General features: G+C 52.5%; 22 protein-coding genes. 14 read left to right on the top strand and 8 right to left on the bottom strand.

Features of this window, described 5'->3' with window-relative positions:
- Positions 1 to 14 precede the first annotated feature (14 nt).
- From folB to Q0L28_RS04870, 8 genes are read left to right on the top strand one after another with little or no spacing between them, the layout of a single operon-like run.
- Positions 15 to 374, top strand: coding sequence for a dihydroneopterin aldolase (folB, locus tag Q0L28_RS04835; protein WP_296632379.1), 360 nt, complete (start codon positions 15 to 17; stop codon positions 372 to 374).
- On the top strand, positions 374 to 865 hold the full coding sequence (folK, locus tag Q0L28_RS04840) for a 2-amino-4-hydroxy-6-hydroxymethyldihydropteridine diphosphokinase (protein WP_296632382.1): 492 nt from the start codon (positions 374 to 376) through the stop codon (positions 863 to 865). Before folB ends, folK begins: the two co-directional genes overlap by 1 nt.
- Entirely contained in the window at positions 862 to 1,368 is a 507-nt protein-coding gene (locus Q0L28_RS04845) for a DUF3180 family protein (protein WP_296632385.1), read from the top strand. The genes folK and Q0L28_RS04845 overlap by 4 nt, the downstream gene beginning before the upstream one ends.
- Positions 1,365 to 2,072, top strand: coding sequence for a Rossmann-like and DUF2520 domain-containing protein (locus tag Q0L28_RS04850; protein ID WP_296632388.1), 708 nt, complete (start codon positions 1,365 to 1,367; stop codon positions 2,070 to 2,072). The genes Q0L28_RS04845 and Q0L28_RS04850 overlap by 4 nt, the downstream gene beginning before the upstream one ends.
- On the top strand, positions 2,069 to 2,905 hold the full coding sequence (gene panC / locus Q0L28_RS04855) for a pantoate--beta-alanine ligase (protein WP_296632391.1): 837 nt from the start codon (positions 2,069 to 2,071) through the stop codon (positions 2,903 to 2,905). Before Q0L28_RS04850 ends, panC begins: the two co-directional genes overlap by 4 nt.
- Before the next feature lie 10 nt (positions 2,906 to 2,915).
- Positions 2,916 to 4,412 (top strand): lysine--tRNA ligase, encoded by a 1,497-nt coding sequence (gene lysS / locus Q0L28_RS04860; protein ID WP_296632394.1) that lies wholly within the window; start codon positions 2,916 to 2,918, stop codon positions 4,410 to 4,412.
- A gap of 5 nt (positions 4,413 to 4,417) precedes the next feature.
- Entirely contained in the window at positions 4,418 to 4,624 is a 207-nt protein-coding gene (locus Q0L28_RS04865; protein ID WP_296632396.1) for a hypothetical protein, read from the top strand.
- 36 nt (positions 4,625 to 4,660) lie between these two features.
- Entirely contained in the window at positions 4,661 to 7,117 is a 2,457-nt protein-coding gene (locus Q0L28_RS04870; RefSeq protein WP_296632398.1) for an ATP-dependent Clp protease ATP-binding subunit, read from the top strand.
- 15 nt (positions 7,118 to 7,132) lie between these two features.
- Here Q0L28_RS04870 and Q0L28_RS04875 read toward each other — a convergent pair whose 3' ends face one another.
- A complete protein-coding gene (locus tag Q0L28_RS04875) occupies positions 7,133 to 8,056 on the bottom strand; it encodes an aldo/keto reductase (protein ID WP_296632401.1) in 924 nt (307 codons plus the stop codon).
- Positions 8,057 to 8,085: 29 nt separating this feature from the next.
- Between Q0L28_RS04875 and Q0L28_RS04880 the strand changes: the two genes are divergently transcribed.
- Genes Q0L28_RS04880 through proC form a run of 3 tightly spaced genes read left to right on the top strand, consistent with a single transcriptional unit; the run spans position 8,086 to position 10,101 of the window.
- On the top strand, positions 8,086 to 8,595 hold the full coding sequence (locus Q0L28_RS04880; protein ID WP_296632404.1) for an amino-acid N-acetyltransferase: 510 nt from the start codon (positions 8,086 to 8,088) through the stop codon (positions 8,593 to 8,595).
- A 25-nt stretch (positions 8,596 to 8,620) separates the two neighbouring features.
- Complete coding sequence (locus tag Q0L28_RS04885; protein WP_296632406.1) at positions 8,621 to 9,250, top strand: hypothetical protein; 630 nt, start codon at positions 8,621 to 8,623, stop codon at positions 9,248 to 9,250.
- A 20-nt stretch (positions 9,251 to 9,270) separates the two neighbouring features.
- On the top strand, positions 9,271 to 10,101 hold the full coding sequence (proC, locus tag Q0L28_RS04890) for a pyrroline-5-carboxylate reductase (protein WP_296632409.1): 831 nt from the start codon (positions 9,271 to 9,273) through the stop codon (positions 10,099 to 10,101).
- On the opposite strand, the gene Q0L28_RS04895 is transcribed toward proC, so the two are convergent.
- The 4 genes from Q0L28_RS04895 to Q0L28_RS04910 all read right to left on the bottom strand — a co-directional run bounded on the left by Q0L28_RS04895 (position 10,084) and on the right by Q0L28_RS04910 (position 12,411).
- A complete protein-coding gene (locus Q0L28_RS04895; RefSeq protein WP_296632410.1) occupies positions 10,084 to 10,722 on the bottom strand; it encodes a TetR/AcrR family transcriptional regulator in 639 nt (212 codons plus the stop codon). The genes proC and Q0L28_RS04895 overlap by 18 nt on opposite strands.
- A 32-nt stretch (positions 10,723 to 10,754) precedes the next feature.
- Positions 10,755 to 11,162 (bottom strand): arsenate reductase ArsC, encoded by a 408-nt coding sequence (locus tag Q0L28_RS04900; protein ID WP_296632414.1) that lies wholly within the window; start codon positions 11,160 to 11,162, stop codon positions 10,755 to 10,757.
- An 80-nt stretch (positions 11,163 to 11,242) separates the two neighbouring features.
- Positions 11,243 to 11,896 carry an aquaporin gene (locus tag Q0L28_RS04905; protein WP_296632416.1) on the bottom strand — a complete coding sequence of 218 codons (654 nt, stop codon included), beginning with the start codon at positions 11,894 to 11,896 and terminating at the stop codon, positions 11,243 to 11,245.
- Between the two features lie 2 nt (positions 11,897 to 11,898).
- Positions 11,899 to 12,411, bottom strand: a complete 513-nt coding sequence (locus tag Q0L28_RS04910) for a heme-binding protein (RefSeq protein ID WP_296632419.1) — start codon at positions 12,409 to 12,411, stop codon at positions 11,899 to 11,901.
- 91 nt (positions 12,412 to 12,502) lie between these two features.
- On the opposite strand from Q0L28_RS04910, the gene Q0L28_RS04915 reads away from it, so the two are divergent.
- Entirely contained in the window at positions 12,503 to 12,601 is a 99-nt protein-coding gene (locus Q0L28_RS04915; protein ID WP_005504750.1) for an AURKAIP1/COX24 domain-containing protein, read from the top strand.
- Positions 12,602 to 12,647: 46 nt separating this feature from the next.
- On the opposite strand, the gene Q0L28_RS04920 is transcribed toward Q0L28_RS04915, so the two are convergent.
- Entirely contained in the window at positions 12,648 to 13,391 is a 744-nt protein-coding gene (locus Q0L28_RS04920; protein ID WP_296632423.1) for an HAD family hydrolase, read from the bottom strand.
- A 44-nt stretch (positions 13,392 to 13,435) separates the two neighbouring features.
- Between Q0L28_RS04920 and Q0L28_RS04925 the strand changes: the two genes are divergently transcribed.
- Positions 13,436 to 13,747, top strand: coding sequence for a glutaredoxin family protein (locus tag Q0L28_RS04925; protein ID WP_296632426.1), 312 nt, complete (start codon positions 13,436 to 13,438; stop codon positions 13,745 to 13,747).
- A gap of 6 nt (positions 13,748 to 13,753) precedes the next feature.
- The gene (locus Q0L28_RS04930) at positions 13,754 to 13,882 is read left to right on the top strand and encodes a hypothetical protein (protein ID WP_296632430.1); all 129 of its coding nucleotides are present in this window, start codon (positions 13,754 to 13,756) and stop codon (positions 13,880 to 13,882) included.
- A 78-nt stretch (positions 13,883 to 13,960) separates the two neighbouring features.
- Here Q0L28_RS04930 and Q0L28_RS04935 read toward each other — a convergent pair whose 3' ends face one another.
- Positions 13,961 to 14,887 carry a PASTA domain-containing protein gene (locus tag Q0L28_RS04935; RefSeq protein ID WP_296632433.1) on the bottom strand — a complete coding sequence of 309 codons (927 nt, stop codon included), beginning with the start codon at positions 14,885 to 14,887 and terminating at the stop codon, positions 13,961 to 13,963.
- On the bottom strand, positions 14,887 to 15,237 hold the full coding sequence (locus tag Q0L28_RS04940) for a PadR family transcriptional regulator (protein WP_296632436.1): 351 nt from the start codon (positions 15,235 to 15,237) through the stop codon (positions 14,887 to 14,889). The genes Q0L28_RS04935 and Q0L28_RS04940 overlap by 1 nt, the downstream gene beginning before the upstream one ends.
- Positions 15,238 to 15,321: the final 84 nt, after the last annotated feature.

The following is a 15,321-nucleotide window of genomic DNA, read 5'->3' on the forward strand; positions in this document are numbered from 1 at the left end:
GGCAGAGTTAACCCATGCACAAAATCAAACTGACTGGTCTGCGCGTTTTTGCGCACCACGGAGTTATGGACTTTGAGCGCACCAACGGGCAAGAGTTTTTCATCGACGCAACCGTGTGGCTGGATGCATCCGCGGCAGTTAAAGCGGATGACTTGGCTAAGACCGTGAACTATGGAATGTTGGCCGACCTGATTGCTGCCAATGTTGCTAGCGAACCAGTGGACCTGATTGAAACTTTGGCGCAGCGTTTGCTGTCGATGGTTTTGGCATTGCCTGGCCCAATCATCGATGCCGAAATCACAGTGCACAAACCGCACGCACCAATTGATCATGTGTTCACCGATGTTTCGGTAACCGTTGGAGCAACCAAGTAATGACCGAACACGCAATCTTGGCCATCGGCGGCAACCTGGGCAAGCGTCGCAAAACTTTGCGATCGGCACTAAAAGCATTGGCCAGCACACCTGGAATCAAAAACGTGTTGTGTTCACCTTTTGTTGAATCAGACGCAGTGACTGTTGAAGGTGTTGATGCAACCAAGCCAAAGTATTTGAATGGCGTTGTCTCGATTGAAACTACGTTGAAGGCAAAAGAACTTCTTGCCGAAATTCGCCGCATTGAAAACGAACACGGTCGCATTCGACTTGAGCCTTGGGGTTCTCGAACTTTAGATATCGACATCATCACTTTTGGCTCTGAATTGAAAGTTTCTAAGGAGCTCACCATTCCGCACCCGCGCGCATCTGAGCGTGCATTTGTTTTGGTGCCATGGGCGATGCTTGAGCCCGAAGCTGTTTTGCCGGGCTACGGTCGCGTTGCCGAATTGGCAGCACCGCTAAAAGATCAGGTTTGGTTGGTCAAGTGAAACAAACTCGCTTGGTGACATTGCTGGGGTGGGCAATTTCTGCAACCACAGCGGGTTATCTTTTGCCCAAACTTATTGTTGCCAATGGTGGCTCAGTGCCAGTTGCGCAACTAAACATCATCATCACTCTTCCGGCGATTGCAATTATTTTGGCGCTCGCGGCAATCCCAGTTTTCAAATACAACCGCGCACTCAAGAAGGCATCCGGGGTCGTTGCAAAACGCGTGAACCCTTTTTATGCGGTTCGCTTGGTGCTGTTGGCTAAGGCAATCGCAATTGCTGCTTCACTATTCACCGGATGGCACATTGGTTTGGTTTGGTTTCAGGCAACCGCCCCGGTTATCTCAACCGCTATTTGGCAAAACGTCGCTGGCCTAGTTGTCTCGCTGGTCATGCTGCTAGCGGGAATACTGGTTGAAAAGGCTTGTCGCATCAAGGATGACGGCAACGGCACCATCGGTAGCGGGCCAGGCGCCGGCTCATCAGAAGTGACCCCAGCTTGAGTGACGGAAGACTAAGCGTAGGCGTAATTGGCGCTGGGCCGGTTGGTGTGGTTTTGGGTCAGGCCTTAGCTGGGGCCGGTCACGTGCTGGTTGGCTTGGCTGCCATCGAAGATTTTAACCAAGAGCGCGTCGATGCGATGCTTCCCGGTGTGCCTATTGTTTCGATGCCGCAGATTATCGAGCAAGCCGATTTAGTTTTGTTGGCCATTGAGGCAAAAGAGATTGCACCCTTGGTTGGCGCAATTGCCGAGGGCAGACTTTGGCGTCAAGGTCAACTAGTGGCGCACACTGCAGGCGAGTTTGGATACTCAGTTCTGTCTCCCGCTGCAATGCAAGGTGTGATTCCACTTGCAATTCACCCAGCGATGTCATTCACCGGAACCTCAATTGATCTAGCGCAAATTCGCGAAAGTTATTTTGCGGTTTCGGCACCAAATGCTGCACTGCCAATTGCGCAAGCGTTGGTTATTGAAATGGGCGCCGAGCCAATTGTGGTTAGCGAAGAAAATCGTGCAACTTATTTTGAATCAGTTTCGGTTGCCAGCAATTTCTCGGCGATGATTGTGAATCAGGCAATTGGTTTGCTTGAAGGCATCGGTGCCGAGAATGCTCGCGCTGTGCTGGGGCCGTTGGTGCGCAGTTCGGTTGAGCAAGCGTTAGCCGATGGCCACAAACCACTCGACCCCGAGGAGCTGCTGGGTTGATAACCGCAAAAACTGGCGAAGCGCTTGCCGCTGCAGTTGGTGCCGCAAAAGCTGCAGGCAAAAAAGTTGGCTTCGTGCCAACCATGGGTGCGTTGCACGAAGGCCACTTGTCTTTGATTGCCGAAGCAAAAAAGCACGCCGACTTTATTGTGGTTTCAATTTTTGTGAACCCGTTGCAGTTTGGTGCTGGTGAAGATTTTGAAAAGTACCCGCGCACCATTGACGCCGATTCGGCACTGTTGCAAAGCGCCGCCGCCGATCTTTTGTTTTTGCCAACCGTGAACGATGTTTATCAGGGCAACACCGAAATTACTCAGCAAGCCGGTCACATCGGTGAGCTTTTTGAAGGCGCTTCTCGACCGGGTCACTTTGATGGCATGCTCACCGTGGTGGCTCGACTCTTTGAATTGGTTCAACCTGACATTGCCGTGTTTGGCGCCAAAGATGCCCAGCAAGTTTTTCTGGTTCGCCAAATGGCCGCCAAGCAGTTTGCAAAGCTTCGGATAATCGAGGCACCCACTCTGCGCGAGCCAAGTGGCTTGGCGCTTTCGAGCCGCAACCGCTATTTGAGCCAGCATGAGCATGCGGTAGCCACGCAACTCTCGGCAGCGCTTCGCGTTGGGCATGCAACGGCCACGAGCCCATCCGCAGCCTTGGAATCGGCTAGAACCGTGATGCATAAGGTGCCTGAGGCTAAACTTGACTACATTGCCTTGGTCGATGCAAACAGCTTTGAGGCCATTCAAGATGGATTCAAGGGCCGGGCGCTAATGCTTATCGCAGCTGTGGTGGGCACAACCCGATTGATCGACAACATCGAAATCGTTTTTTAGGAGCACCCGCATGAGCGAACAGCCAGAAACTGAGCTGGATCTAGAGCAAGACCTGCCCGAGCAGATTGCCGTTCGCCTTGCCAAGCGTGAACGCCTAAACGAGCTAAACGACGCCTACCCGGTGAGCCTGCCAATCACCCACACAATCGACGGTGTGCGCGCGGCTTATCCAGAACTTGAAATTGACGTGGCCACCGGTGACAAAGTTGCCCTGGCTGGTCGAATTGTTTTTCAGCGCAACACCGGCAAGCTTTGCTTTGCAACCTTGCAGGCTGGTTCGGGTCAGCGCATTCAGGCCATGCTTTCGCTCGACAAAGTTGGCGAAGAGCAGCTTGAAGCTTGGAAAGAACTCGTTGACCTTGGCGACCACGTGTTTGTTGCCGGTGAGGTAGTCACCTCAAAGCGCGGCGAACTTTCGATTCTTGCCGACGAGTGGTTGATGGCTGCAAAGACCATTCGCCCGTTGCCAAACATGCACAACGAACTTGGCGAGGAATACCGCGTTCGTCACCGCTATGTTGACCTAATTGTTCGCGACCGCGCTCGTGAGGTTGTGCAGATTCGTTCAAAGGTGATGCAGTCACTGCGTCGAACTTTTGACGCACAGCAATTCATCGAGGTTGAGACTCCGATGTTGCAGACCATTCACGGTGGCGCTTCGGCCCGCCCGTTCAAGACCCACTCAAACGCATTCGACACCGAGTTGTTCTTGCGCATCGCACCTGAGCTTTTCTTGAAGCGCGCAGTAGTTGGTGGCATCGATCGCGTTTTCGAAATCAACCGCAACTTTAGAAACGAAGGCGCCGACCGAACTCACTCACCTGAGTTTGCGATGCTCGAGGCTTATCAGGCATACGGTGACTACAACTCAATCGCCGACCTAACTCAGCAGCTAATTCAAAATGCCGCTATGGATGTCTTCGGAACTCACCAGGTTGAACTTGAGGGTGGCGAGATCAACGACCTTGGTGGCGAATGGCCACGCATTTCGATGTATGAATCACTAAGCGAAGCTTGTGGTCAGGTAATCACACCAGAGACACCAATGGCAGAACTCAAGAAGCTGGCTTCATCGGTTGAAATCGAAATCGATCACCCGCTGCCTGGCAAGTATGTCGAAGAACTGTGGGAGCACTTCGTAAAGGGCAACCTTGTGAAGCCAACCTTCGTAATTGATTTTCCGGTTGACACTTCACCGCTTACTCGCGACCACCGCAGCAAGGCTGGCGTGGTGGAGAAGTGGGATCTCTACATTCGCGGTTATGAACAAGCCACCGGCTATTCAGAGTTGGTTGACCCGGTTATTCAGCGTGCCCGCTTTGTTGAGCAGGTAACCCTGGCCGCATCGGGCGACCCAGAGGCCATGAAGCTAGACGAAGACTTCTTGAAGGCGCTGGAGTTTGGCATGCCACCTTCGGGCGGCATGGGCATGGGCATCGACCGCCTATTGATGAGCCTCACCGGTCTTGGCATTCGCGAGACCATCATGTTCCCGTTGGTCAAGTAGGCATCGTGGACTGGCAAATTCTTTGGGATTCACTTCTTTCATTTGTGCCACCGTTGCTGGTTGGCGGCATTTTCTGGATCATCATGCGTGGAATTCTGCGTGCGGATGCTACCGAACGCAAGGTTTATGCCGAGATGGAAGCCAAGATGCGCGCCGAGCTCGAAAAGGCCGATTTACCCCTCAGCGAACAGCCGAATAAGAAGGCCAAGTAAGCACTTAACATCTTTATACCTGCCCTAGGAGTAAAGATGTTTGAGAAGTTCACCGACAAAGCCCGTCGCGTTGTAGTGCTTGCCCAAGAAGAGGCCAAGCTACTGAATCACAACTACATTGGCACCGAGCACATCTTGCTTGGTTTGATTCACGAAGGCGAAGGCGTTGCCGCCAAGGCCCTTGAGTCTTTGGGCATCGACCTAAACTCTGTGCGCGAGCAGGTTCAAGAAATCATCGGTCAGGGCCAGCAGGCGCCAACCGGCCACATTCCTTTTACTCCGCGCGCTAAAAAAGTTCTTGAGCTATCGCTTCGCGAGGCGCTTCAGCTGGGCCACTCATACATTGGCACCGAGCACTTGTTGCTGGGTCTAATTCGCGAAGGCGAGGGTGTGGCTGCGCAGGTGCTCACCAAACTTGGTGCCGACACCAACCGAGTGCGCGCACAGGTTATCCAGTTGCTTTCAGGTTTTCAGGGTAAAGAGACCGTTGCAGTTGGTGGCGACAATGGCGAAAAGCAAAAAGGCTCGCAGATTCTTGACCAGTTTGGTCGCAACCTAACCCAGGCAGCAGCCGATGGCAAGCTAGACCCAGTGATTGGTCGCGAGCGCGAGATCGAACGCGTAATGCAAATTCTGTCTCGCCGTTCAAAGAACAACCCAATCTTGATTGGTGAACCTGGCGTGGGTAAGACCGCCGTTGTGGAGGGCTTGGCTCAGGCAATTGTTAACGGCAACGTTCCAGAGACTTTGAAGGGCAAGCAGCTTTACACCCTAGACATGGGTTCATTGATTGCCGGCTCTCGCTACCGCGGTGACTTTGAAGAGCGCCTAAAGAAAGTAACCAAAGAGATTCGCACCCGTGGCGACATCATCACTTTCATCGACGAGATTCACACCTTGGTTGGCGCCGGTGCCGCCGAAGGTGCAATCGATGCAGCTTCAATCTTGAAGCCACTATTGGCTCGCGGTGAACTGCAAACAATTGGTGCAACCACTTTGGATGAGTACCGCAAGCACTTTGAAAAAGACGCAGCGCTAACTCGTCGTTTTCAGCAGGTCACAGTTAACGAGCCATCGTTGCCGCAGGCCATCAACATTTTGAAGGGTCTTCGCGACCGCTACGAAGTGCACCACAAGGTTTCAATCACCGACGGCGCATTGGTTGCGGCGGCTCAGCTTTCAGACCGCTACATTACAGACCGCTTCTTGCCTGACAAGGCCATCGATCTAATCGATGAAGCCGGCGCTCGCTTGCGTTTGTCGATCTTGTCTTCACCACCAGAGCTTCGTGAAATCGAAGAGAAGATTGTTGCGCTCAAGGTTGAAAAAGAGAAGGCAATCGAAGACCAAGACTTCGAACTTGCAGCCGCCAAGCGCGACGAAGAGAAAAAGCTAAACGTTGAGCGCGTGAAGATGGAGAAGCAGTACCGTGCCGGCTCAGTTGCCGCGCAGGGCATTGTTGACGAAGGTCTAATTGCCGAGGTGCTTGCTCAGGCAACCGGCATTCCGGTGTTCAAACTAACCGAAGAAGAGAGCGCCAAGCTCATCTTTATGGAAGACGAATTGCACAAGCGCGTTATTGGCCAAGAAGACGCAATTGCCGCGATCTCGAAGTCGATTCGCCGTCAGCGTGCGGGACTCAAGGACCCAAACCGTCCATCTGGTTCATTCATCTTTGCCGGCCCAACCGGTGTTGGAAAGACCGAGTTGGCCAAGGCTCTAGCCGAGTTCTTGTTCGACGACGAAGGCGCTTTGATCTCGCTAGACATGAGTGAGTACGGCGAGAAGCACACCGTTTCTCGTTTGTTCGGTGCCCCTCCGGGCTTCGTTGGTTTCGAAGAGGGTGGCCAGCTAACCGAGAAGGTTCGCCGCAAGCCATTCAGCGTTGTACTGTTCGACGAAATCGAAAAGGCTCACCCAGACATCTTCAACTCTCTGTTGCAGATTCTTGAAGAGGGTCGCTTGACCGATGGCCAGGGTCGAGTTGTCGACTTCAAGAACACCATCATCATCATGACCACCAACCTTGGCACCCGCGACATTTCTCGCGGCGCAATGGGCTTCTCACTCGAAGGCGACAACGCCAACGACTACGAGCGCATGAAGGGCAAGGTCAACGAAGAACTAAAGAAGAGCTTCCGTCCGGAGTTCCTAAACCGTGTTGATGAGACCATCGTGTTCCCTCAGCTAACCAAGCCAGAGCTTGTGCAGATCGTTGATCTATTCATCAAGCGTCTAGCGGTTCGCCTAGAAGACCGCGACATGACTTTGGCTGTGACCACTGCAGCTAAGGATCGCCTGATTGAGATTGGCTTTGACCCAACCCTGGGCGCCCGACCATTGCGTCGCGCAGTTCAGCGTGAAGTTGAAGACAAGCTCAGCGAGAAGATTCTGCACGGTGAGTTGCTAAATGCAGCGCACGTGGATGTTGACTTTGTGAACGATGAATTTGTGTTCACTAGCCGCCTTCGCGAACCGGTGGCTTCGGTTTAGTTTCTATAAATTGCTTTAGCTAAGGCGGGCTAATTGCTGGTCGGTGAGTGTCACTACCTGCATTAGCTCGTCTAGCTGTTGCATTGTGCGCGCACTCGCGATTGGCACCGAAACAGTAGGTTGTTGACGCAGCCAAGCCATTGCAACTGCGCTCATTGAGCAGCCAATTTCGGCGGCAATTTCATTTAGGTTTGCAACTGTGGCCCAACCGGCTTCGTTGAAATATTTACTAACGCCCTCGGCACGCACCGACTCAACTTGCTTGCCTTCTTCGTACTTGCCAGTCAAGAAACCCATTGCCAAGCTGAAGTAAGGCAATCCGCTGATGCCCAGTTGCTTCAAGACAGGCATGCTGTCGCTTTCGTACGCGCTTCGTTCCATCAAACTGTATTCATTTTCAAGAGCTACGTATTCGGCTAGGCCGTTTGCACGACTAACCTCTACAGCCTCAATCAAGCGAGCACCCGAATAATTTGATGCTGCGATGTTTAGCACCTTGCCGGCTTTTACCAATTCATCAAAGGCACCAAGAGTTTCTTCAAGTGGAGTGTTGGCGTCATCTTCGTGTGCGTAGTAAAGGTCGATGTAGTCGGTGTTGAGGCGACGAAGTGAATCTTCGGCGGCCGCAATAATGTTGGCACGGCTTAGGCCTGGGCGGGTTGAAAGTTTTGCGACCTTGGTGGCAATGATCATGCCTGAGCGATTCGCCTTTGATTGCATCCACTCACCGATGATGCTTTCGCTTTCGCCTCCGGCGTTGCCCGGTGCCCATTCGCTGTAGACATCCGCGGTGTCAATAAAGTTGCCACCCTTTGCGCTGAAGCCATCTAGCAATTCAAAGCTTTGGGCTTTGTCTGCGGTCCAGCCAAAGACGTTGCCGCCAAAGCACACCGGATAAACATAAAGATTGGTTTTTGGAATCGTCACTAAGTCGCTCATTCAATAATCATCCCAGTATTCTTGGGGGTATGGTCGCCAACTCAATCACCGTGCGTGCTGCACGCACTTCTGATGTGAAGGCCATTCAAGCTATGCGTCAGCAACTCGAGAGTTCAAAAGTTTTGCTTGGCCACGAACTGGTGAGCCTTTATGAAGCGGTGCCAGAGTTTATGGTTGCCGTGGATGCCGCCGGCAAAGTTGTTGGCGCGGGTGCGCTGCATGTGATGTGGGAGGACCTCGCCGAGGTTCGTTCGATGGTAGTTGCCGAAACAAGCCGTGGCCTTGGAGTTGGTAAAGCAATTCTCGAAGGTCTACTCGCGCGTGCAGCATCCCTAGGAATTAGGCGTGTTTTCTGTCTTACTTTTGAAACCGAATTTTTTGCCAAGAGCGGCTTTCAAGAAATCTCGGATGTGCCGGTGGACCCAGGGACATTTGAAGAGATGGTTCGTTCGCACGACGAGGGTGTGGCCGAGTTCTTGGATCTCGCGCGCGTGAAGCAGAACACCCTTGGCAACACCAGGATGCTTAAGACGCTTTAGAGCCTGCTTTGGTTAGCCTTTATTCATGAGCAACCAGAAAATTGACCCACGCAATCGCCGCCCTCAGGGTCGCCCAAACTATAAGATTCGTCGCATCATTGCGCTGGTTGTAGTTGTTGTTCTCGTGATTCTGGTGTGGGCGGGCATCTCGGCAATTGTCACTGGTGTGCAGTCAATGTTTGGTGGCAACTCTGCGCCAACTTCTAGCTCATCGCCGCAGGCATCGGCAGGCGGGGCCTGCAATGCCAAAGACCTATCCGTCACAGCTGTCGTGGCCAACGCGGCAGGCAGCTCACAATCGAGTTTTGCCTCGGGTTCAAACCCATACTTTGGCTACCAAATCACTAATAACGCTGGCGCGGCATGCACCTTTGACCTAGGCCCAATCAACACCTTCTTCACGGTCACCAGCGGCAGCGAAACCATTTGGGATTCCCACAACTGTGACCGCACCAGCCTCACTTCAGCGCCAATCGAAATTGCTGCAGGTGAGACTAAAACAGCACCGGTGGGCGAGTGGTTCCGCGTTTATTCAAGTGGCACCGGATGCGGCGTTGACCAGAACCCAGTCAGCGGCGGCGGTGCTTCGTATCACCTGACTGCCGAGGTCAACGGCGTGAAGTCTAAAGACACCGTCCAGTTCATCCTCAACTAGCGCGCGCCTAAACTGAACTCGTGAACATCTCTCGAATTGCAATTCTTGGCACTGGCTCAATGGGCGGCGCTATTTTGGCTGGCCTCATCAAGTCTGGCTTCGAGCCGAGCAACATCTCAGTGACCACTAACTCAGATGCCAGCGCAACCGCATTGGCCGAGCAGTTTGGCGTGCTCACCTTTGCACTCGAAAACGGCGAAGACGCAAACCAGATGGCTGTTGCTGGTGCCGATGTAATTTTGGTTGGCGTCAAGCCGGCTTATGTAACCGAGGTGCTTGCCGATGTTGCCGATTCACTCAACGACGATGCGCTGGTGGTCAGCGTGGCCGCCGGCATCACCACCGCTGCAATGCAAGCTGTGCTTCCTGCGGATGTTGCCGTGGTGCGAGCCATGCCAAACACCCCAGCAATTGTTGGCCTAGCGGTTACGGGTGTCGCACCTGGCTCACGAGCATCCGCAGAAAATGTTGAAACGGCTAAACAACTTTTTGAAACGGTTGGCAAAGTAATTGTTTTGGGCGAAGACAAAATTGACGAACTCGGCACAATTTCGGGTTCGGGTCCGGCCTACGTTTTCTACCTGGTTGAGAAACTCACCGAAGCTGCCAAGGCTCATGGCTTTAGCGATGCCGATGCAGCACTGATGGTGAACGAAACATTCTTGGGAGCTGCCAAGCTTTTGGTTGAATCAGGCAAGTCGCCGCAAGAACTTCGCAAGCAAGTGACTAGCCCAAATGGCACAACTGAGCGCGCCATCGCACGCTTCGATCAAACTGACTTGACTGCAATGTTTGTTGAGGGCACGCAAGCCGCATTGGCTCGCTCTCGCGAACTAGCTAGTGGCAAATAGTCCGTTAAACGCGGTAAGCATCGCAAAGTTCCAATCTTTGTCACTGACTGGACTGCGATCGAACTCTGCAATGATGCGACCGTGCAACATGCCAAGCACAAACACAGCTGCGGCACGAGGTTCAAGGCCAGGTTTCAAGATTTTACGATCTTTTAGAACTTGCATCACTTCGGTTAGCCCGTTTGTTAGTTCGTTTTGAACTTTAATGATTGCCTCGCGCAATAGCGGGCGACCCGCGGTGCTGCCAATTACAAATGCTTGCTCGCGTGCCGGAAACTTCACGAAGTGCTCAGTGATGAACGCAGCCATCTCTTCGTAATTTTCTTGAATGTCGTTTGCACTGTTCATGCTTTGCATAAACCGACGCACGCGTTCGATGTCGTCTTTGATGGCCGCCGAATAATTCTCAACATAAGCCGCGCGAATCAAACCGTCGCGGTCGCCAAAGTGGTGATAGATCGAACCAATTGAAACTTTGGTAATTGCCGAGATGTCCTGAATGCGCACCGAAGCTTCACCGCCTTTTTTGAGGGCAGCGTTAGTTGCCTTTAAAACTGCGGATACGGTGTCTTTTGCGCGCTCTTGCTTAGGGGCGGGTGCGACTTTAGAAGTGGGGGCCATTTAGAAATTTTGGCCTAAAACTTCTAGAAAACCTAGTTCTTGGCGTCAATTTCTGCGATTAGTGCCTCAACCTTTGCGCGAACCGCGTCACGAATTGGGCGAACCGCGTCAACGCCCTGGCCGGCAGGGTCATCCAAAGGCCAGTCAAGGTAGGTCTTGCCAGGGAAGAACGGGCAGGTGTCGCCACAGCCCATGGTGATTACGTAGTCAGATTCTTTGACTGCCTCGTCGGTTAGACGCTTAGGAAAGTTCTGGCTGATGTCGATGCCCAGCTCAGCCATTGCCTCAACTGCGGATGGGTTTACCTGGGTACCTGGGTCAGTTCCCGCTGAAAGAACCTGTACGCGGTCGCCCGCTAGCTCCTTTAGAAAACCGGCGGCCATTTGAGAACGGCCAGCGTTGTGAACACATACGAATAGAACAGAGGCTTTTGTAGTCATGTGTTAAGAATGCCACTTGCAGGTAAACAAAGGGTAAAAAAGGGGCGCCGGTTGCCCGACGCCCCTCAGTTAAAAACTGCTTACTTCTTAGCTTTTTTCTTGGCAGGCTTTACGGCCTTAGCGTTGAAAACAATCAAGAAGCCGGTGGCAATCAATGCACCAGCAAGCTGAGCCAAGATGAACCAACCCGAGCTCACTGTGCCCTGGCCGGCAATGGTTAGAGCCAGCGAAACCGCAGGGTTAGCCTGTGCGCCAGTCTGGGTGAATGAGGCTACGGCAAGAATCCAAAGGCCGGCCGCCGCTGGAATCAAGGCAACGCGCTTTGTGCTTGCCAGGAATCCGAAGAGAAAAACCAAGCCGCCGGTTGCGAACAATTCGCCACCGAGCGTTGACCAGGCTGGCATTGAATTGGCTTCAAATGCGGTGAGAGTTTTATCCCACAGCAATGACCCGATAACAGCACCCGAGAATGCACCGGCAATCTGGGCTGCGATGTAAACCGCTAGGTCGCCAAGTGAAAGCTCGCGACGCGCATAGAAGAAAAGTGAAACCGCTGGGTTCAAGTGGCCGCCGCTAATCGATGAAGTAATCAATAGCGCGAGGCCAAGTGTGACAGCGATTGCAAGTTGTGGCAGAGGTCGCTGGCTTGAGACGCTGGCAACAACTGCGGTTGTAAACATGAGAGCGCCAAGAAATTCAACAATTGCCTTCTTGAGGGTGATATTGATTTTCATACTTACCTTTCTAGGTCGATCAAAACTTCGTTGTGTTTCATAAATCCTGGTTTAAATGGAGGATCAAATCTCGCCCAGTATAGGTCGCCAATAGTCTTGAGGCCCGCCTGCCTCACCGCAAGCAGCAATCGTTCACCTTCTATACGAAACCGATCTTCCTGCCATGATCCGCGGAATTTGCGCACCGCTGAATAGTGCTCGGGCACCACGCGCGTAGTCACCGTTGAACCAGTGGGCGCAGGCACATCCGCAGCTTTCATGCCCTCAGGCATCACAAAACTGATCACGTGCGATTCGTCGGCACCAGGGTGCTGAATCACAGGCGCCGTCATGGCGATTTTGGTCTGAGTCTGGTTGGCCCCGCTGATGTAGTTAAATAGCGGGTAGAAGGCGCTATTGCCCGCGCGCATGAAGGGGCCGGCGGTAGTTACCTGAGCCAAAATGCACTCCGGATAGTGGCGAAGCTCGAAATCATCGAATGATTCGACTACTTCAAATGGCTGATTCTTAGTCACGGTCTCAGGCTACGCCCTATTGGGCTAGACTAGGGAAATCGTTTTGTTGGCCGGCAATCTGCTGGCGGCAACCAAATTTTGTGAGGTCTTCATGGGTTCAGTCATCAAGAAGCGCCGCAAGCGTATGTCGAAGAAGAAGCACCGCAAGCTGCTTCGCAAGACTCGCCACCAGCGTCGCAATAAGAAGTAAGCCGATTTATCGGTTCTAAATCCCGTCGGGCAACCGGCGGGATTTCTTATTTCTTGGTGGTCTTTTTGGCGGCAGTCTTTTTATTGGCACGCAGTTCGCGCTTTTTGAAATCTAGGATCTTCCAGTTGGCAGCCTGGGCATAGCGCTTGAGTTGTGAGTCTGGGTTCACTGTGATGGCATTGCCAACAAGTGTTAGCAGTGGCAAGTCGTTTACACTGTCGCTGTAGGCGAATGAACGCTTGAGGCTAATGTTGCGCTCCTTGGCAAGTTTGCGAACTGCCTTGCGCTTGGCGGCGCCATGCAATGCTTCGCCAACCAGCTTGCCGGTGAGCACGCCATCCTTAGCTTCAACAATTGTGCCCAAACCGCCGGTTAGGCCAAGACGGTGAGCGATAACTTCGGCGATCTCTTTTGGAGTTGCGGTGACTAGCCAAACTTCGCGGCCGTCTTTGATGTGCTGCTGGGCTAGACGCACGGTTTCTGGCCAAAGTTTTGGCTGAATGTAGTTGTCGTAAACCTCATCGGTTAGCGCTGCCAATTCGGCGGCATCGTGACCTTCAATCAAACCGAGTGCGCGGTCTTTGATCATGGTCATGGTCTTTGCGGTTTCACCACGAGCGATGAATCGAAGTTGCTCCCAGCCAAAGCGCCACACATCGGTGCGCTTAAAAAAGCCGTGGTGAAAAGCTGCCTTGCCAAAAAGAAAACTACTTGAGCCACGCAAAATGGTGTTGTCAACGTCGAAGAAGGCAGCTTCGAGTTTCTTGGGCTTTTCTGCAGGTTTCGGCACTTCTAAAGTTTAGGCCTCTGGGGCCTTTGACCTAGGCTAAACACATGAGCAACACAATTGAACTTCTCTTGCTTAGCAAGCCTGGTTGTCATCTATGCGAGGATGCCCGCGAAGTTGTTGACGAAGTTGTGACTGGCTTTATGGCATCACACCCTGCAGCGTCAATCACTGTCACCGAGAAAAACATTCTTGAAGACGAAGCGCTGCAAGTGAAATACTCCGAAGAGATTCCGGTGCTGTTGATCAATGGCAAAGTGCACAACTACTGGCGCATCGATGACGAGCGCCTCAAGCGCGCGTTGTATGCGTTGGTTTCAAAACCTAGTTATCTCAAAAACAATCGATGCGTTGGATAGGTTCAAATGTTTGCTGTAATTCGATGGATTCTGAAACGCTTCTGGTTTCCAATTTTGCTAATCGTGCTGAGTCGTCTTGGCAAGAAGCACGAATGGGCTAAAAAGACCCACGACACCATTCGCAAGTACACCTAAGAAAACCCTCGGCATTCACACGCTTGGTTGCCGTGAACGCCGAGGGATCTTCTTTTCCTGGGGGATTAGAAGCTCGGTTTATTTTTGGTGATCCATCACAACTAACAAAGTGCTTTTTGGGTCTATCCATGAACCAATTGCTGGCTCTGTTCGAAGAACCACAACGTCGCCAACTGGTTCGGCGTCATCTAGGTAATTGATTTCTACGTTTTCAATGCCCACGGCAGTCAGCGCGGCCTGGAATTCAGGAATTGTCATGCCAGAAATGTCTGGCACTACGATTGGCTCTGCCTGAACTTCAAATAGTGGGTTTCCGTTTTGATCCTGATAGGTCAAGCCGATGACTTCGGTACCCGTTGCATCAAAAGCCTTTATCTCTAAGACCTGCTCGCCGTTGAGTTGCAGACCGGCTCGGTTGGCGTAAGCACCGCTTTGCACGAGGTCAGTGTTGGCAATGTATTGGTCAATTGTTCTGGCTGCAGAATCTGCGGCTGGAATAATCATCAAGATTGCGATCAGGTTGAGAGGCAGCAAGATTGCCTTGAAGAAGCCGCTATTAAACCAGGTGCCGCGACCCCACATGATGCTTAGGAACGCTGCAACCGGAAACAGCCATAGCGGCAAGCGGAATGCCTCAAGTATTACAAACATCACGACCACTCGAAGCACCCACCAGACCGGGCGAACCGAGACGCCAAATTCTAGAAGGGCGGTTCCAAATGCAGTCTTGCGAAACCAATCTTCAGTGCTTTGCACAAGGGCAGCTGACGAAAACTCTTTTCGTTTCGCCAGTTTTGGTGCAACACCTGCGGCCTCGCGCAGTTCTGCTGCATAAGTTGCAGCCGAGCCTGGGTCAAAGCTTTCTCCCTCTTCGCTTAGGCGATCGTGCAGGTCAGCCTCAAGGCCATCGGTAAGTTCTTGAACCTCGCGCTTAGGCAGGTCGGCTAGTTCGGCACGAACCGCAGCGGCGAAATCTTTGATGGTGTTGTCGGTTAGAGCTTGCATTAGTTTCCTCCGTAGGTTCGGTTGCTGCGTTTGCGCGGCTCAAGCAGCGCGGTCATTTGATTGCTGAAGGTCTTCCAACTCTCGCGTTGGTCGGCAAGCATCTGGGCGCCAACTTCGTTGATGCCGTAGTACTTGCGGTGTGGGCCATCTTCGGATGCCACCACGTAGCTGTTGAGTGCCCCGGCAGTGAATAGGCGACGAAGTGTGCCATACACAGAGGCATCGCCAACATCATCGAGGCCGGCTTGTTTTAGTCGGCGCACGATGTCGTAGCCGTAACCGTCTTCGTTTTCGATCACGGCTAACACCGCCACATCTAAAACGCCTTTGAGCAATTGGGTTGAATCCATGGTGCCCCTTTCGATGGGTTCAGTATTACACATTACAGAGTACTGTGCAATATGTAAATACTCTTTTTGCGTTGATTTTTGAAG

Source organism: Rhodoluna sp., from assembly GCF_024639375.1.
GTDB lineage: Bacteria > Actinomycetota > Actinomycetes > Actinomycetales > Microbacteriaceae > Rhodoluna.

Bases quoted from the DNA above. Each gene is read 5' to 3' on its own strand.
- Q0L28_RS04870 (WP_296632398.1), top strand. From the start codon at position 4,661: ATGTTTGAGAAGTTCACCGACAAAGCCCGTCGCGTTGTAGTGCTTGCC.
- Q0L28_RS04895 (WP_296632410.1), bottom strand. From the start codon at position 10,722: ATGGCCCCCACTTCTAAAGTCGCACCCGCCCCTAAGCAAGAGCGCGCA.
- folK (WP_296632382.1), top strand. From the start codon at position 374: ATGACCGAACACGCAATCTTGGCCATCGGCGGCAACCTGGGCAAGCGT.
- Q0L28_RS04905 (WP_296632416.1), bottom strand. From the start codon at position 11,896: ATGAAAATCAATATCACCCTCAAGAAGGCAATTGTTGAATTTCTTGGC.
- Q0L28_RS04935 (WP_296632433.1), bottom strand. From the start codon at position 14,887: ATGCAAGCTCTAACCGACAACACCATCAAAGATTTCGCCGCTGCGGTT.
- folB (WP_296632379.1), top strand. From the start codon at position 15: ATGCACAAAATCAAACTGACTGGTCTGCGCGTTTTTGCGCACCACGGA.
- Q0L28_RS04885 (WP_296632406.1), top strand. From the start codon at position 8,621: ATGAGCAACCAGAAAATTGACCCACGCAATCGCCGCCCTCAGGGTCGC.
- lysS (WP_296632394.1), top strand. From the start codon at position 2,916: ATGAGCGAACAGCCAGAAACTGAGCTGGATCTAGAGCAAGACCTGCCC.
- Q0L28_RS04925 (WP_296632426.1), top strand. From the start codon at position 13,436: ATGAGCAACACAATTGAACTTCTCTTGCTTAGCAAGCCTGGTTGTCAT.
- Q0L28_RS04900 (WP_296632414.1), bottom strand. From the start codon at position 11,162: ATGACTACAAAAGCCTCTGTTCTATTCGTATGTGTTCACAACGCTGGC.
- Q0L28_RS04880 (WP_296632404.1), top strand. From the start codon at position 8,086: ATGGTCGCCAACTCAATCACCGTGCGTGCTGCACGCACTTCTGATGTG.
- Q0L28_RS04930 (WP_296632430.1), top strand. From the start codon at position 13,754: ATGTTTGCTGTAATTCGATGGATTCTGAAACGCTTCTGGTTTCCAATT.
- Q0L28_RS04940 (WP_296632436.1), bottom strand. From the start codon at position 15,237: ATGGATTCAACCCAATTGCTCAAAGGCGTTTTAGATGTGGCGGTGTTA.
- Q0L28_RS04875 (WP_296632401.1), bottom strand. From the start codon at position 8,056: ATGAGCGACTTAGTGACGATTCCAAAAACCAATCTTTATGTTTATCCG.
- Q0L28_RS04915 (WP_005504750.1), top strand. From the start codon at position 12,503: ATGGGTTCAGTCATCAAGAAGCGCCGCAAGCGTATGTCGAAGAAGAAG.